We start from the raw sequence: 15,323 nt of genomic DNA, 5'->3' as shown, positions 1-15,323 counted from the left end.
GACATAAACGGAGGCGCTGGCGGCAAGCCGTACTTCTGACCTTGAAGCCGCTCGGTAAGGAAAGCCTTACCCAGGGCGTGACGCTGCTGCGCTACGCACTCGCCGGCTAGCGGCCGCGCTCCCAGCGCAGTCCGTTGAGCCGGGGATCGGCGGCAAACGCCGTCCTGGAAAACTCGATCCGGTTTTGCGGGAACTCGCAGATCGCCTGCACGCCGAAGGCGCCCAGCCTGATGCGCCAGGTGTGGGGTTCCAGCGGTTTCGGCTTGGCAAAGCCGCTGCATGCCAGCAGCGCCACGTTAGCGCCTTTCGGGTCGCGCACGGAGCGATAGCGGATCGCCTCCAGCCCGGCTTCGCGCGCGACATCGGCAATATTTTGGCAGGCCGCATAGTCGGTCGGGTGCGTCCACGCCGCCGCGTCGCGGTCGAGCGGCGGCCGCGTCAGGTCGATCACCTTTGTGCTGCGTATCGCTGCGGCGAAGGCGGTGTATTCGGCGGCGTCGCGTGGCCACGGCGTAGCCGGCGATTCGGCGAAGAACAGCAGGCGGTAAAAAGCCATCTCAGAGACGGCGGTCATAATGGTTTCCGCCGCATAGTAGACGCCCTTGGTCCTGCCGGCGCGGCGGAAGCGCGAACCGTGCGGATAGATCGAGCCGTAGCGGAAGGGCGTTGCCAGGAGATAATGCAGATGCCGGCATTCCAAGGGGATTTGCGGCTTGGTTTCCTCGATCAGGTCTTCGAGGACGGCCTGCTCGTCGAGCGTGTCAACGACTTTCAATGTCGAGACGCGGTGCTGCGCCTCGACCATGCGCCAGTATTTGCCGTCGAGCCCATCCTTGCCATCGAGCCCATGCTTGCCACCTCGTTTGGTGGCTTCAGACGAGAGCGCGTCGGGAGTCCAGATAGGCGATGACATCGACAAGCCCTGATATCGTCACGATTTTTTCGAGCGGGATGCCATCGAAGGCCGTGTTGGCATTCTTCAGCCATGCCCGGGCGACAGTCTCGTCGCCGCCGACAGTGGCGTCGAGCGAGCGGAACAGGCGGACGAACAGCACGGCAAGCTCGAACGGCTTGGTTCCACGCTCCAGCAGGAATTCCTGCCTGCGCATGCGCGAAACCGTGGCTTCCGAAACCCCGATGATGGAGGCCAGCATCCTGGCGGTAATGTCCAGCAGGTCGGCGGCGCGCAGCGTCGCCTTGGTCAGCACTGCATTTTCGGCCGTGTTGGCGGCGAGATTGGGTTGCATTGTCGGCAGCGTCTCCTTTCTGGTGAAAATATAGCCCATAAAAATTCATATGGAAAGATATTGCTTTAACAATTGGCGGACCGTCGAGAGGCTGTTGGCGCGGCCTGCCGCTTTGTCCAAACCGTGCTGTGCGGAACACGCCCGTCGAATGTCGCATTCGCTTGAGCACGGCCGCTGCAAAACTGGAATCCTGGCAAGGGACGCCGAGGATCACGGCTGCGTCGGGAGGCCCGAGATGGACAACACACATAGCGGCTCTTGCCTGTGCGGGGCTGTGCGGTTCAAGACGCGAGGGGCCTTGCGCGGCGTCATCTACTGCCACTGCTCGCAATGCCGGAAGCAGAGCGGGCATTTCTACGCTGCAACCAATGTTGCCAACGCAGACATCACGATTATGGGCGCGGAAAGCATCACCTGGTACGAAGCATCTTCGTTTGCCAGGCGCGGTTTCTGCAAGACATGCGGCTCGTTGCTGTTCTGGAAGCCGCAGGATGATGAATATGTTTCGGTTCTCGCCGGACTGTTCGACAAGCCCACCGGACTTCAGGGCCAATGCCACATATTCGTCGGCGACAAGGGCGACTACTACATGATCGACGATGGGCTGCCGCAGTTCGAAAAGTCGACGCCGTCGATCAAGGTCGCCGATGAGTGACAAGCTCGCCGGCAAATGATTTTTGCAGCCATCGCCTTATTCCCTTGATCCGGCCATTGCGCTATCCCCTGCCGGTGGTTCGGAAAGGTTTGGCATGCAGCGGCTGATCGATGCTTTCTTCAATTCCGTGCGGGCATTTCGCAAATTGGCTTCCAGCGAAAAAGCCTTCCAGCAGGAACTGATGCTGCTCGTGCTGGCGCTGCCGCTCGGCTGGTTTGTTTCGGTGTCGTGGCGCGGCTATGCGCTGCTGATCGGCGCGGTGCTGCTGCTGATCATGGTCGAAGTGCTGAACACCGGCATCGAGGCCGCATGCGATGCGTTCAGCCGGGAGTTCAACGTCGATATCCAGCTCGCCAAGGACTGCGGTTCGCTGGCGGTGCTGATTTCGGTGGTGATCGTTGCCGGCGTCTGGGGCATCGCCATCATCGAGCGAATCATGGGGCTACCGATCTAGCCATCAAACCCCTACATGCCGGTCACCACAACCTGATCCCATGATCTGTTCCGAAAACCGGTATCCACTTTCCGGGATCATGGTCTGAGGAGACCGACATGACCGCCGATTCCCTGCTGCTCGAACGCGCAGGCCTGCCGGACGATTTGCGCTGGCTTGCTGAAAAATACCCGCGCGAGGTCTGGCAGTGCCACGCAAATATCCATGGCATCGCCACTATGTGGCTGCAGCGGCACGACATGTTCCGCGAGCTCGGCGGCATGCTGATCAACGGCATTGGCGACTATCGCGAGGGCAGGCTGACGGCGCCGGAGTTCGCGGGCTGGTTCGCGCCGCGCCTCAACCATTTTCTCGGTCATCTCGATGGCCATCATAATGTCGAGGATATCCATTACTTTCCGGTCTTCGCCAAGGCCGAGACCCGGCTGAAGCGCGGCTTCGAGATTCTCGATGCCGATCATCATACGATCCATGAAGGGCTGGAGCGCAATGCCGAGGCCGCAAACGCTTTCATCCGCACGCTAAGCGAGAGCGAGGACAAGCAGCGCTTTGCCGCCGATGCCTATGCCGACGAGAACAGCCGGCTGATCGCCATGCTGACCCGGCATCTTGCCGACGAGGAAGACCTGATCATCCCGCTAATCCTTGATCGCGGCGACCGGGCGCTCGGCATCGACTGATCCTCACTTCTCCTTGCTGCGCTCCTTCTTGGCAATGGTGTGAGCGATGAACCAGGCGAGGATCGCTGCTGCCAGGCCAATCGCCAGGGCGATCAACAATCGCTCGTGACGGACCAACGCCTGGCCGACGATGCGCTCCGCGCCAAGCCCGAACACATAGCCGATGGTGGTGAACAATCCGGCCCAGACCATCGATGAAATGGCGTTGAGAATGACAAAGCGCGTCACGGCAATGCCGGATAATCCGGCCGCGATGCCGCCGACAAGGCGCAGGCCATAGATAAAGCGGTTCGTCAGCACGAAAATGTCGGGATGGGTGGAGACAAGACGATAGGCGTGGCTGAAACCTGGCCGGCCCTTCAGTTTGACCACGAACGGATGGTCGGCGAAGCTTCGTCCGAGGATAAAGAAACAGCTGTCGCCGGCAAAGGCGCCGATGGCGGCCGCCAGGAACGCCTGCCACAGGACGAAAACATGCTGATGCGCGAAAAAACCGCCGAGGAGGGCGGCACTTTCGCCCTCGGCGACACAGCCCAGGAAGACGGCAATCAGCCCATATTGCTCGATGAGGTTGTGGATGGCATCCGTCATGAAGGCGTCCGCTGCTTCGACAGTATCTCGTCGATCCGCTTCACCTGTTCGGCCAGCTGCGCGATCTCGTCGCGCATGCCAACGATCTGGCTGTGGCGCAGTTCGTCCAGCTTCTCATGCAGCGCCATGATCTCGATCTCGGCCTTGAGATTGACCTCGTAGTCGTGGGCGGCGTCGATGCGGTCGCGCTCGGCCTGGCGGTTCTGCGCCATCATGATCACCGGCGCCTGCAGTGCAGCGACCATCGACAGGATAAGGTTGAGGAAGATGAAGGGATAGGGATCGAAGGCGTCGCGCGACAGAAGCCAGGCATTGCCTGACGTCCACAGGATCAGAAAGGCGATGAAGCCGAGAATGAAGGACCACGAACCGCCGATCCGGGCGATGGTGTCGGCGAGGCGGTCGCCAAACGTCTGGTGAAAAGCGACGGCCCTGTTGGTGTCCTTCGCGATCGTGGTGCGTTCGAGCGTGCTTTGCAGCACCTGGCTCTCGACCTGGCTTAGGCCATCCGGCCTTCGCCTCAGCCAGCGGTTTGCCAGCTCTTCGATCGTCTTGTTCATTGTCGCCTCCGTCGTCAGCGTCCGCATAGACGTAGAGGCTGCCGGTTCGCGCGGGAAGTGGTAGATTGACGCGACAGGGTGAGGAAACAATGATGGATTTTCAGAAAATCCGCGCCCGCGCGGCCAAACGCAAGGGCGGGGAAGCGGTGCTGGCGTCGCTGCTGGGGCCGATGCCCGACAATGCCGCGGTGGCTGACATTAGCGACGACCGCATCCTGTCGACGATGGCCGAGCGTGTTTTTGCCGCGGGTTTCGTCTGGCGCGTCATCGAGCAGAAATGGCCGGGTTTCGAACAAGCGTTCCTCGGCTTCGAGCCGAAGCGGCTGTTGTTCCAGCCTGACGATTTCTGGCACGAGCTGACGGTCGACGAGCGCATCGTGCGCAATCCGCAGAAGATCAAGTCGGTTCGCGACAACGCGGCTTTCGTCGAGCGTGTGTCGAAGGAGCACGGCGGCTTTGGCAGGTTCCTCGCCGACTGGCCAGAAGACGACCAGGTTGGACTGATGGCCTTTCTCGCCAAGCACGGCAGCCGGCTCGGCGGCAATACCGGCCAGTATTTTTTGAGGTGGCTGGAGTGGGACGCCTTCATCGTCTCAGGCGACATGGCGGCCGCACTGCGCGACGCCGGCCTGGACATCGCCGAACACCCGACCTCGAAGCGGGATCTCGACAAGATCCAGAACCAGATCAATGCCTGGGCGGCGGATACCGGGCTGCCGCGCCGGCATATTTCGCGCATCCTGGCGATGTCGATCGGCGAAAACCATTCGCCGCAGGCACTGCGCGAATATATGGGCGAATAGGACGCGATCGGTATCCGGCGGTCCGATCGGTCTTACGAATGACATGTGTCATACGGTCTGACACGAATGACCTAGGTCATTCGGTCTGGGGTGGTCCAAGCAAACGCCATTGCCCGGCCAATTCTGTCGCGCTAAGTCAGCAGGCATGACCGACAAGACCGCTTCCGACATATTGCGCATCGCCGTCGCCCAGCTCAATCCAACGGTTGGCGATATCGCCGGCAATCTCGCCAAGGCGCGCGAGGCGAGGGCGGATGCCGCTCGCCAGGGCGCCGACATCGTGCTGTTCACCGAGCTTTTCCTTGCTGGGTATCCGCCCGAAGACCTGGTGCTGAAACCGGCGTTCCTGAAGGCCTGCGAGCGAGCGGCGCAGGATTTCGCTGGCGATACTGCCGATGGCGGGCCTGGCTTCATTATTGGCACCCCGCTGAAGCGCAAGAGCGGCACGCACAATTCGATCATCTTTGCCGATGGCGGCAAGATCCTTGCCGAGCGCTACAAGCTCGATCTGCCGAACTACGGCGAATTCGACGAGAAGCGCGTCTTCCAGGCCGGCCCAGAAATCCAGGGGCCGGTCAATTTCCGCGGCGTGCGCCTGGGAATTCCGATCTGCGAAGACATCTGGGGCGATGTCGGCGTCTGCGAGACGCTGGCCGAAAGCGGCGCGGAAATCCTGCTGGTGCCGAACGGCTCGCCCTATTATCGCGGCAAGGTCGATGTCCGCCACCAAATTGTCATCCGCCAGGTCATCGAATGCGGATTGCCGATCATCTACGCCAACCAGCTTGGCGGCCAGGACGAGCTGATCTTCGACGGCGCGTCGTTTGCCATAGGTTCTGACAAGACGCTGGCCTTCCAGATGAGCCAGTTCGAGGAAACGGTCAACGTCACCACCTGGAAGCGCCGCGCCGCGGCAGGCGCGCAACTTGGAAATGGTCCTGATGGCTGGGTCTGCTCCGAAGGACCGATGTCAAAAATCCCGGAAAAGGAGGAGGCCGATTACCGCGCCTGCATGCTGGGTCTGCGCGACTACGTCAACAAGAACGGTTTCAGGAATGTCGTGCTCGGGCTTTCCGGCGGCATCGATTCGGCGATCTGCGCCGCACTTGCCGTCGATGCGCTCGGCGAGGAACGGCTGCGCGCCGTGATGATGCCCTACCGCTACACTTCTAAGGACTCGCTCAAAGACGCCGAGGATTGCGCCCGCGCGCTCGGCTGCCGTTACGACATCGTGCCGATCTTCGAGCCGGTTGACGGATTCCTGCATACGCTGACGCAGCTTTTCGAGGGCACCAAGCAAGGCATCACCGAGGAAAACCTGCAGAGCCGCGCGCGCGGCACGATTTTGATGGCGATCTCCAACAAGTTCGGCTCGATGGTGGTCACCACCGGCAACAAGAGCGAGATGTCGGTCGGCTACGCCACGCTCTACGGCGACATGAATGGCGGCTTCAACCCGATAAAAGACCTCTACAAGATGCAGGTCTATGCGCTGGCGCGCTGGCGCAATACGCATGTGCCGCCGGGTGCGCTGGGCCCTTCCGGCGAGGTGATCCCGAACAACATCATCGACAAGGCGCCGTCGGCGGAACTGCGTGAGAACCAGACGGATCAGGACTCGCTGCCGCCCTATCCGGTGCTGGACGACATATTGGAGTGTCTGGTCGAGAACGAGATGGGTGTCGATGAGATCGTGGCCCGCGGCCACGACCGGGCAACGGTGACGCGCATCGAGCACCTGCTCTACATCGCCGAATACAAGCGCCGGCAGGCAGCGCCGGGCGTGAAGATCACCAAAAAGAATTTCGGCCGCGACCGCCGTTATCCCATCACCAACCGGTTCAGGGACGGCGGATAGATCGCCGTTTTTTGCTGCTGTGAAATGGTTGCGGCCGCACGATCAGTGGCACAGCCATGTCGACCGCATTCCGGCCGCCTGACCGTGGAAATCGCACAACCCGCGATTGTTGCAAAATCGCCTCACCAGTTGGACCAGATGCGCTTTTGGCCTTCCATTGACTTGGCGCGGCGTTGACGCGACTCTATAAACGCCTTTCCGCGATCCCTACGCATCGGCCTGAAAATCGGAATCGATTTTCAGAAAGCACGATGCGCAGATTCAAGAAGTTAGAGCGTACTTTGTGCGTCCGAATGGACGCACGTCGCTCTAATGGGAGGACCGAATGCCAGGATTTGACATCGTTATACGAGGCCGCGAAGCCTAGGTTTCAGAGGGCGCGCCGGAAGGTTTTCACCTTCATGGCCAGGCCCATCTGACAACAGGCATTCGTCGATGCCGGTCGCCGCCCGTATTCGGGCGAGCCGCCAATATGCCGAACCTTCCGCATTCCCGGGCACTCACGCGCCCAACGCGGTTTTCTCAATTTCGACCTTACCGGGACCGGGCTCGTTTGCGCCCGAATGACATCATGGCTCGTTTTAAGATCGATTTGCGCGCCGGCGCCTTTCGCAGCGTCCTTGGCTTCACGCTCAGTCATTGGCGGCGCCAGCCGTGGCGGCTTTCGCTCATCATGGGCACATTCCTGCTGTCGACCTTGGCCGACGTGCTGACGCCGCTCTATTCCGGCCGGCTGGTCGACGCCGTCGCCAGCAGTGCTGCGGCCGACGATGTCGCCTGGGACGCGGCGATGGCGGCCTTTTCGATGCTGGTGGCGCTGGCGCTCACCGGTGTCGTGCTGCGCAACCTCGCCTTCATGGCCATCGTCGAATTGACCCTGAAGATGATGGCGGATATCGCCGCCGACGCCTTCCACCGGGTCCAGCGTTTCTCCACCGACTGGCACGCCAACAGCTTCGCCGGATCGACCGTGCGCAAGATAACCCGTGGCATGTGGGCGCTCGACCTGCTCAACGACACGATCCTGATCGCGCTGCTGCCGTCCGTCGTCATGCTCGTCGGCTCGACGCTGCTGCTCGGCTGGTTCTGGCCGCTGATGGGTGCTGTCGTCGCCGCAGGCTCGGTGCTGTTCATCGCGGTGACGGCGCTGCTGTCGCTTGGCTATGTCGCGCCCGCGGCAAGGCTTGCCAATGCATGGGACACGCGCCTTGGCGGCTCTCTGGCCGATGCGGTGAGCTGCAACGCCGTGGTCAAGGGCTTTGGCGCCGAGGAACGCGAGGAAACACGCCTCGCCAAGGTCGTCGCCAGATGGCGCGCCCGCACGCGCCGCACCTGGGTGCGCGGCACCATCAACGGCACCACGCAAGGATCGATGCTGCTGCTTCTGCGAACAGCGGTGATCGGATTTTCGCTGCTTTTGTGGTCGTGGGGGCAGGCGAGCGCCGGCGATGTCACCTTCGTGCTGACCTCGTTCTTCGTGCTGCAAGGCTATCTGCGCGATATCGGCACGCACATCCGCAATTTGCAGCGCTCGATCAACGACATGGAGGAACTGGTCGACTTCCAGTTCGAGCCGCTCGGCATCGAGGATGTGCCCGGCGCCAGGCCGATCCGCATCACCGACGGCCGCATCAGCTTCGACAACGTCACCTTCCATTATGGCAGCCACCGACTGCCGCTCTATCGCGACTTTTCGGTGGACATCGCGCCGGGCGAGCGCGTCGGGCTGGTCGGCCATTCGGGTTCGGGCAAGACGACCTTCGTCAAGCTGATCCAGCGGCTTTACGACGTGAACGCGGGAACGATCCTGATCGACGGCCAGGATATTTCCGGGGTGGCGCAGGCGTCGCTGCGCGGGCAGATCGCTATCGTCCAGCAGGAGCCGATCCTGTTCCACCGGTCGCTGGCCGAAAACATCGCTTATGCCCGGCCGAGCGCGACGCAGGCCGAGATCGAGCATGCCGCACGGCTGGCAAGCGCGCACGACTTCATCGTCGATCTGCCGAAAGGCTATGGCACGCTGGTTGGCGAGCGCGGCGTGAAACTATCGGGCGGCGAGCGCCAGCGGGTGGCGATCGCGCGGGCTTTCCTCGCCGATGCGCGGGTCCTCATTCTGGACGAGGCAACATCGAGCCTCGATTCGGAATCGGAGGTGCTGATCCAGCAGGCGATGGAGCGGCTGATGGTCGGTCGCACGACGCTGGTCATCGCGCACCGGCTTTCGACAGTGCGAGCGCTTGACAGGCTTCTGGTGTTCGATCGCGGCCGCATCGTCGAGGAGGGCTCGCATGATCAGCTGATCCGGCTGCAAGGCGGCATCTACCGCCGGCTGTTCGAGCGCCAGGCGCTCGAATTGACCAAGGGGCTGGCGAGCTGACGACTTACGGCGCCGCGCGCGTCCAACAACTTTGAATCTGCGCATCGTGCTTTCCGAAAATCGGTTCCGATTTTCGGGCCGATGCGCTAAAACGCGCGGCGCTGCCGCCTTTTCATCGCCTTCGTCATGTCTTATGTCTGCGGCCAAGCGCGGGGGCGTGTCTTGTCAACAGCAAAACCATCCGGTACGCCCCATTCATGACAGTTACCGTCCGTTTCGCCCCATCACCCACCGGCCGCATTCATATCGGCAATGCGCGCACTGCGCTGTTCAACTGGCTGTTCGCCATGAACAACAAGGGCCGCTTCATCCAGCGCTTCGACGACACCGACGTCGCACGCTCGACGCAGGAATTCTCCGACGCCATCCTCTACGACCTGCATTGGCTTGGCATCTTTCCCGACGCCACGGAATACCAGTCACGGCGCTTCGAGATCTACGATGCGGCGGTGGAGAAATTGAAGGCGGCGCGCCTTCTCTATGCCTGCTACGAAACACCGGAAGAGCTTGATCTCAGGCGCAAGGTGCGCCGCACGCGCGGCCTGCCGCCGGTCTACGGCCGCGAGGCGCTGACGCTGACGGCCGAGCAGGTCGCCGAATACCAAGCCGATGGCCGCCGGCCGCATTGGCGCTTTCTCCTGCCCAATTTCACCAGCGATCCGCTGCAGCCGGAGCGCACCGAAATCCACTGGAACGATCTGGTGCGGGGCGAGGAAACCGTCGACCTAGCCTCGCTTTCCGACCCGGTTCTCATGCGCGAGGACGGCACCTATCTCTATACTCTGCCTTCGGTGGTCGACGACATCGAGATGGGGATCAGCCATGTCATCCGCGGCGACGACCACGTCACCAATACCGGCGTGCAGTTGGCCTTGTTCCAGGCGCTGGGTGCCGAGCCGCCGGTGTTCGGCCACCACAATCTGTTGACCACCGCATCGGGCGAGGGCCTGTCGAAGCGGAGCGGCGGGCTGTCCATCGAAAGCCTGCGCGAGACCGGCATCGAGCCGATGGCCGTCGCCTCGCTGGCGGTGCTCGTCGGCACCTCGGAAAACGTCGTCGCGGTGCAGACGATGGCTGAGCTTGCCGAGCGCTTCGATCCGGCGGCGACATCGAAATCCCCGGCCAAATTCGATCCGGACGAGCTCTTCGTGCTCAATCGCACGCTGCTGCACCATATGCCGTTTTCCGAGGCGCGCGACCGGCTGATCGTGCTCGGCATTTCCGGCGAACAGGCGGAGCCCTTCTGGCTGGCGGTGCGCGGCAATCTCGACAGGCTGGCCGATGCAGCAATCTGGTGGCGCACACTTCGCGACGGCCCGCAGGAGCAGCCGGACTTTTCCGACCCCGACCGCGAGTTCCTTCGCCAGGCGTTCGACCTTTTGCCGGAAGACCCCTGGAATGGGTCGGTCTGGAAGGAGTGGACCGGCAGGATCAGGGAAGCAACCGGCCGCAAGGGCAAAGCGCTGTTCACGCCGCTCAGGCTGGCGCTTACCGGCCAGCCCTCGGGGCCGGAGCTTGCAGATCTGTTGCCGCTGCTGGGTCGGGAAGAAACGTTGGCCCGACGACCCTGACCTTGCGCTGTTCCGGCGGCGGCAAGGTCGTCGGCGAGGGTTTTGCGGCATGGGGCTCGATGGCTTCGCGATCGAGCCGGCCTTCGGCGGGGTCAGCCTGTTCCGGGCCTGGCGGGTTGCCGGCAATGATCTCGAAATTTCGCGCGGCGTTGCAGCCGCAGGCCGGCGGACGCGCGGGCTGTCTGTAGAGATAGGCGGTCGGCAGCTCGCTGTAGGGCCTGCCGGTTACCGAAGACGTCATGCCGCCCGAGTCGTCGCCAAAGCCGCGCGCATAAAACACCTGCATCTCGGTGCCGGGGCAACTCGAATCGCAGTTCTTCTGGTCGCGCTCGAAATCGCCCAGCGAGGCGGCGTTCGACATCGGGAAGAAATAGCCGTCGCAGGTGCGAACGCACATGGTGCGGAATTCGCCGTGCGGCTGGCCCATGTCGTCGGCATTATCGAGCATAGTGCGGATGTCGCGCGGACCCACGGCTTGATCGGGCTCTTCAGGCCGGTCGGACGCGCCGGGGCCAATTGCGTCGCTGCCCAAAAGCTGGTCGAGCAAGTTTTTCTCGCCGGTTCCACGGCTGGCGTCGCGGCCCGTTGCCGGCTTTGGCGGCGGCGCATCGTCGCGGCAGCCATTGGCGTCGAGCGAAGCCAATATGCGTGCGCGATTGCGGTGCGAGCCGTCGCCGGCGAGTTCAGCGCGTGTGGCTTGCAAGCCGTCGAGATTGGCTGCCATGCGATCGATGGTGGCGTCGAGTGTGGCGCATGCGTTGGCGTTGCGGCGCGACGGCGAAAAGCCGCAGCCGGCGCGGCTGGATTGGCTGACGGCCTTTGAAATCTGCTGGCGCTGCCGCACGATTGCATCGTCATATTTCCTGAGCAGGGCCGGCTTGGTGCCGCCACCGCGCGAAGCGGCCGCGAGTTCGGCTTCCAGCTGCCGGCAAACACCGGAGGCGGCCTGGGGCTGGGTGACGGCAAAGCCTGACAATGCCAGCGCACCGAGCAGTGCTGCGGCGCGCGTCAGTTTTAGCGGTTTCTCGCCCCGGGCGTTGGCGCTGCCCCTCACCTGCCTGCCGGCATCCTCTCCCCGTATAGGGACGGGGAGAGGGGCGCTCTTGTCACCGGTTTCGCCAATCACCAGCGTCGCAGGCAGGGCGCCGAGGCTGCGGCCAGCGCGATGAGGGGCGGCGCCGCCTTTGACAGTTGATACGGCGGCATGCGTCAGCTTCCACCTCGCGCCCATCCGGAACTCCGCTTGCCTCGCCCGTCGCGAAAGCTACCGCGTTGCGGTTAACTATCTGTTCAGCTTACAGCGAGCGGCCGCTGCAGCCCAATCATTCGGACGGGGACCGCGACTGCCTGGCGTTGCGCGAAAAAAGACGTATTCGCCCCGAAGAATGCCTGGATCCAGCAATGCACGAGAGAGCCTGGCATGATCGCGATTATCCGTCGAGCCGCACTGCAATTTGGTCTTTTGTGCCTTGCGATGCCGGTTGCCATGGCGCAGGAAAAGCCTTTCACGCCGGATTGGCGCACCAAATTGGTCAAAGCCGCCCGTGAGCAGATCGGCGTCACCACCTTCTACGATCCGGCCTATACGCGCCTGGCCTATCCGGGCGGGGATGTCGAGCCAGAGCGGGGTGTGTGCACGGACGTTGTGATCCGCGCTTATCGCCGCGCCTTCGATCTCGATCTGCAAGCATTGGTCCACGAGGATATGCGGGCCAATTTCTCCGCCTATCCGAAGAATTGGGGCTTGAAAGCGCCCGACCGCAACATCGACCACCGCCGTGTGCCCAACCTCGCGGTGTATTTCGAGCGACGCGACGCTGCCTTGCCGGTCAGCCAGGATCCCGCCGACTATCGTCCAGGAGATCTTGTCACCCAAATGCTGCCCGGCAATCTGCCGCATATCGCCATCGTGTCTTCCAATCGCTCCACCCTAGTGCCGGCAAGAATGCTGGTCATTCACAACATCGGCGTCGGCGCCAAAGAGGAGGACAATTTGTTTGCCTTCAGGCAGACAGGGCATTTCCGGTTCAAGCCGGCCTGATCAGCCCGCAGCTAACCCAGAGTTACGACCGCCTGCGCCTTGTGGGCCGCTTCGACCACGGCGAGCGCCGTCATGTTGACGACGCCGCGCGATGTCACCGACGGCGTCAATATATGCGCCGGCCTGTCGGTGCCGAGCAGGATTGGCCCGACATGCAGCGCGTCCATCATCGCGCGCAGCGCAGTGAGCGTGATGTTGGCCGAATCGAGATTGGGGAAGACCAGCAGATTGGCTTCGCCCTTCAGCCGCGAATGCGGATAGACCCGCTGGCGCAGCGGCTCCGACAGAGCCGAGTCGGCATGCATCTCGCCGTCGCATTGCAGGTCCGGCGCGATGCGCGCCAGGATCGCCGCTGCCTGCCGCATCTTGAGCGCGCTTGGCGAGTCGCGTGAGCCGAAATCCGAATGCGACAGCAGGGCGGCCTTGGGCTCGATGCCGAAGCGCTGGATTTCCTCGGCCGCCAGCACCGTCATCTCGGCGATCTCCTCGGCGGTCGGATCGACGGTGACATGGGTGTCGGTGAGGAAAATGATGCCGCGCTGCGAGATCAGCATCGAAAGCGTCGACAGGTCGTGATCCTTGATGCCGGCGCGCGGGCCGATGATCAGGGTGACATTGCGCAAATGCCGCTCGAAACGTCCTTCCAGGCCGCAGACCATGGCGTCGGCGTCGCCACGCTTGAGGGCAAGTGCGGCGATCACCGTGTTGTCGGTGCGCACCATGGTGCGCGCGGCCTCCGTCGTCACGCCACGCCGGCCGGCGAGTTCGATCAAAAGGTCGACATAGTGGCGATAACGCGGATCGTCCTCGGGATTGATCAGGCCGAAATCGACGCCCGGCTTGATGCGCAGCCCGTAGCGTTTCAGCCTGACTTCGATGACATGCGGGCGGCCGATCAGGATCGGCTCGGCGATGCCTTCCTCCAGCACCACCTGGGCGGCGCGCAGCACGCGCTCGTCCTCGCCGTCGGCATAGATGACGCGCTTGGCGCTCGACGTCTTGGCCATCGTGAACACCGGCTTCATGACCAGGCCGGAGCGGAAGACGAAGCGGTTGAGCGTGTCGATATAAGCGGCAAAGTCGGTGATCGGCCGTGTCGCGACGCCGGTGTCGCAGGCGGCCTTGGCCACCGCCGGCGCGATGCGCAGGATCAGCCTGGGATCGAACGGCGAGGGGATCAGGAAATCGGGCCCGAAGATCGGCGTTTCGCCGGAATAGGCGCGGGCGGCGACGTCAGACGGTTCCTCGCGGGCCAGGGCTGCGATCGCCCGCACCGCAGCCATCTTCATCTCTTCGTTGATGGCGCTGGCGCCGCAGTCCAGGGCGCCACGGAAAATGTAAGGAAAGCAGAGTACGTTGTTGACCTGGTTGGGAAAATCGGAACGGCCGGTGCAGATCATCGCGTCGGGTCGCGCCGCCCGCGCCGCTTCCGGCATGATCTCGGGGTTGGGGTTGGCCAAGGCCAGGATCAGCGGTTTTGGCGCCATGTGCTGGAGCAATTCCGGTTTCAGCACGCCGGCGGCCGAAAGGCCCAGGAACACGTCGGCGCCCGGCAGCACATCGGCCAGCGTGCGTGCCTCGGTGTCCTTCACATAGGGGTCCTTCCAGCGATCCATCTCGTCGACGCGGCCCTTGTAGGCGACGCCGAAACGGTCGGTGACCCAGATGTTTTCGATGCGCGCGCCGAGCAAAACCAGCAAGTTGAGGCAGGCGAGGGCCGCTGCCCCGGCGCCGGAGGTGACGATCTTGATGTCGGAGATCGTCTTGCCGGCAAATTCCAGCCCGTTGAGCACGGCGGCGGCAACGATGATCGCGGTGCCGTGCTGGTCGTCGTGGAAGACCGGTATGGCCATGCGCGCCTTCAGCCGTTCCTCGACCTCAAAGCATTCGGGCGCCTTGATATCCTCGAGGTTGATGCCGCCGAAGGTCGGCTCCAGCGCTGAGATCGTCTCGACCATGCGCTCGATGTCAGGCGCGTCGATCTCGATGTCGAAGACGTCGATGCCGGCGAATTTCTTGAACAGCACCGCCTTGCCTTCCATCACCGGCTTGGAGGCCAGCGGGCCGATATTGCCAAGGCCGAGCACCGCTGTACCATTGGAGACGACGCCAACCAGATTGGCCCGCGCCGTGTAGTCGGCGGCGGCCGCCGGATTGTCGCGGATTTCCAGGCAGGGCGCCGCGACGCCCGGCGAATAGGCAAGCGCCAGGTCGCGCTGGTTGCCGAGCGGCTTTGTCGCCTGGATTTCAAGCTTTCCAGGGCGTGGGTGCTTGTGGAAATAGAGGGCGGCTTCGTCGAGGTCCGACCGGGCTGCTTTTTTGTTTTCGCCTTGCATGCCGGCCGCTCCTCAGTTCAGTCCGTTTGCTGTTTTGAGTCTCTTAGCATGCAGCCGAGGCTTTTCGAGAGGTGATATGTCGCAAAGTGCGGCCTTTGGTTCGCATAGCGTCCCGCTGCGTGGTCCCATCGAAATGCTGGACGCGGGGCG

Annotated in this window: 14 protein-coding genes; 8 read left to right on the top strand and 6 right to left on the bottom strand. The window is 62.9% G+C overall.

All coding sequences use genetic code 11. The annotated features are described in order from the left end of the window. Window positions 1-106: 106 nt before the first annotated feature. Window positions 107-913: an RES family NAD+ phosphorylase gene (locus tag M727_RS0126315; RefSeq protein ID WP_027155137.1), complete on the bottom strand. Its 807-nt coding sequence runs from the start codon at window positions 911-913 to the stop codon at window positions 107-109. Further along, complete coding sequence (locus tag M727_RS0126310; protein WP_027155136.1) at window positions 873-1,247, bottom strand: MbcA/ParS/Xre antitoxin family protein; 375 nt, start codon at window positions 1,245-1,247, stop codon at window positions 873-875. The genes M727_RS0126315 and M727_RS0126310 overlap by 41 nt, the downstream gene beginning before the upstream one ends. 235 nt (window positions 1,248-1,482) lie before the next feature. Here M727_RS0126310 and M727_RS0126305 point away from each other — a divergent pair, with 235 nt between their 5' ends. The 3 genes from M727_RS0126305 to M727_RS0126295 all read left to right on the top strand — a co-directional run bounded on the left by M727_RS0126305 (window position 1,483) and on the right by M727_RS0126295 (window position 3,036). Continuing rightward, entirely contained in the window at window positions 1,483-1,902 is a 420-nt protein-coding gene (locus M727_RS0126305; protein WP_027155135.1) for a GFA family protein, read from the top strand. A gap of 94 nt (window positions 1,903-1,996) precedes the next feature. After that, a complete protein-coding gene (locus tag M727_RS0126300; RefSeq protein WP_027155134.1) occupies window positions 1,997-2,356 on the top strand; it encodes a diacylglycerol kinase in 360 nt (119 codons plus the stop codon). 98 nt (window positions 2,357-2,454) lie between these two features. Beyond that, window positions 2,455-3,036 carry a hemerythrin domain-containing protein gene (locus M727_RS0126295; RefSeq protein ID WP_027155133.1) on the top strand — a complete coding sequence of 194 codons (582 nt, stop codon included), beginning with the start codon at window positions 2,455-2,457 and terminating at the stop codon, window positions 3,034-3,036. A 3-nt stretch (window positions 3,037-3,039) separates the two neighbouring features. On the opposite strand, the gene M727_RS0126290 is transcribed toward M727_RS0126295, so the two are convergent. Next, window positions 3,040-3,627, bottom strand: a complete 588-nt coding sequence (locus M727_RS0126290; protein ID WP_027155132.1) for a DedA family protein — start codon at window positions 3,625-3,627, stop codon at window positions 3,040-3,042. Further along, window positions 3,624-4,187, bottom strand: a complete 564-nt coding sequence (locus M727_RS0126285; RefSeq protein ID WP_027155131.1) for a DUF1003 domain-containing protein — start codon at window positions 4,185-4,187, stop codon at window positions 3,624-3,626. The genes M727_RS0126290 and M727_RS0126285 overlap by 4 nt, the downstream gene beginning before the upstream one ends. Before the next feature lie 89 nt (window positions 4,188-4,276). On the opposite strand from M727_RS0126285, the gene M727_RS0126280 reads away from it, so the two are divergent. From M727_RS0126280 to gltX, 4 genes are all read left to right on the top strand, one after another. Beyond that, entirely contained in the window at window positions 4,277-4,990 is a 714-nt protein-coding gene (locus tag M727_RS0126280; RefSeq protein ID WP_027155130.1) for a DNA-3-methyladenine glycosylase I, read from the top strand. Window positions 4,991-5,135: 145 nt separating this feature from the next. Then, window positions 5,136-6,848 carry an NAD+ synthase gene (locus M727_RS0126275; protein ID WP_027155129.1) on the top strand — a complete coding sequence of 571 codons (1,713 nt, stop codon included), beginning with the start codon at window positions 5,136-5,138 and terminating at the stop codon, window positions 6,846-6,848. Between the two features lie 571 nt (window positions 6,849-7,419). Then, the gene (locus M727_RS0126265; protein WP_027155128.1) at window positions 7,420-9,225 is read left to right on the top strand and encodes an ABC transporter ATP-binding protein; all 1,806 of its coding nucleotides are present in this window, start codon (window positions 7,420-7,422) and stop codon (window positions 9,223-9,225) included. Window positions 9,226-9,422: 197 nt separating this feature from the next. Further along, complete coding sequence (gene gltX / locus M727_RS0126260; RefSeq protein WP_027155127.1) at window positions 9,423-10,796, top strand: glutamate--tRNA ligase; 1,374 nt, start codon at window positions 9,423-9,425, stop codon at window positions 10,794-10,796. Here the strand turns inward: gltX and M727_RS0126255 are convergent. Further along, window positions 10,714-12,027 carry a DUF2865 domain-containing protein gene (locus tag M727_RS0126255; protein ID WP_245269011.1) on the bottom strand — a complete coding sequence of 438 codons (1,314 nt, stop codon included), beginning with the start codon at window positions 12,025-12,027 and terminating at the stop codon, window positions 10,714-10,716. The genes gltX and M727_RS0126255 overlap by 83 nt on opposite strands. A gap of 189 nt (window positions 12,028-12,216) precedes the next feature. Between M727_RS0126255 and M727_RS37555 the strand changes: the two genes are divergently transcribed. Beyond that, complete coding sequence (locus M727_RS37555) at window positions 12,217-12,837, top strand: DUF1287 domain-containing protein (RefSeq protein WP_051505754.1); 621 nt, start codon at window positions 12,217-12,219, stop codon at window positions 12,835-12,837. A gap of 11 nt (window positions 12,838-12,848) precedes the next feature. Here the strand turns inward: M727_RS37555 and M727_RS0126245 are convergent, their stop codons facing one another. Further along, complete coding sequence (locus M727_RS0126245) at window positions 12,849-15,173, bottom strand: NADP-dependent malic enzyme (protein WP_027155125.1); 2,325 nt, start codon at window positions 15,171-15,173, stop codon at window positions 12,849-12,851. Window positions 15,174-15,323: the final 150 nt, after the last annotated feature.

The organism is Mesorhizobium sp. WSM2561, assembly GCF_000513915.1.
Classification (GTDB): Bacteria; Pseudomonadota; Alphaproteobacteria; order Rhizobiales; family Rhizobiaceae; genus Mesorhizobium; species Mesorhizobium muleiense.
This window is presented reverse-complemented; position numbering and strand designations above follow the sequence as displayed.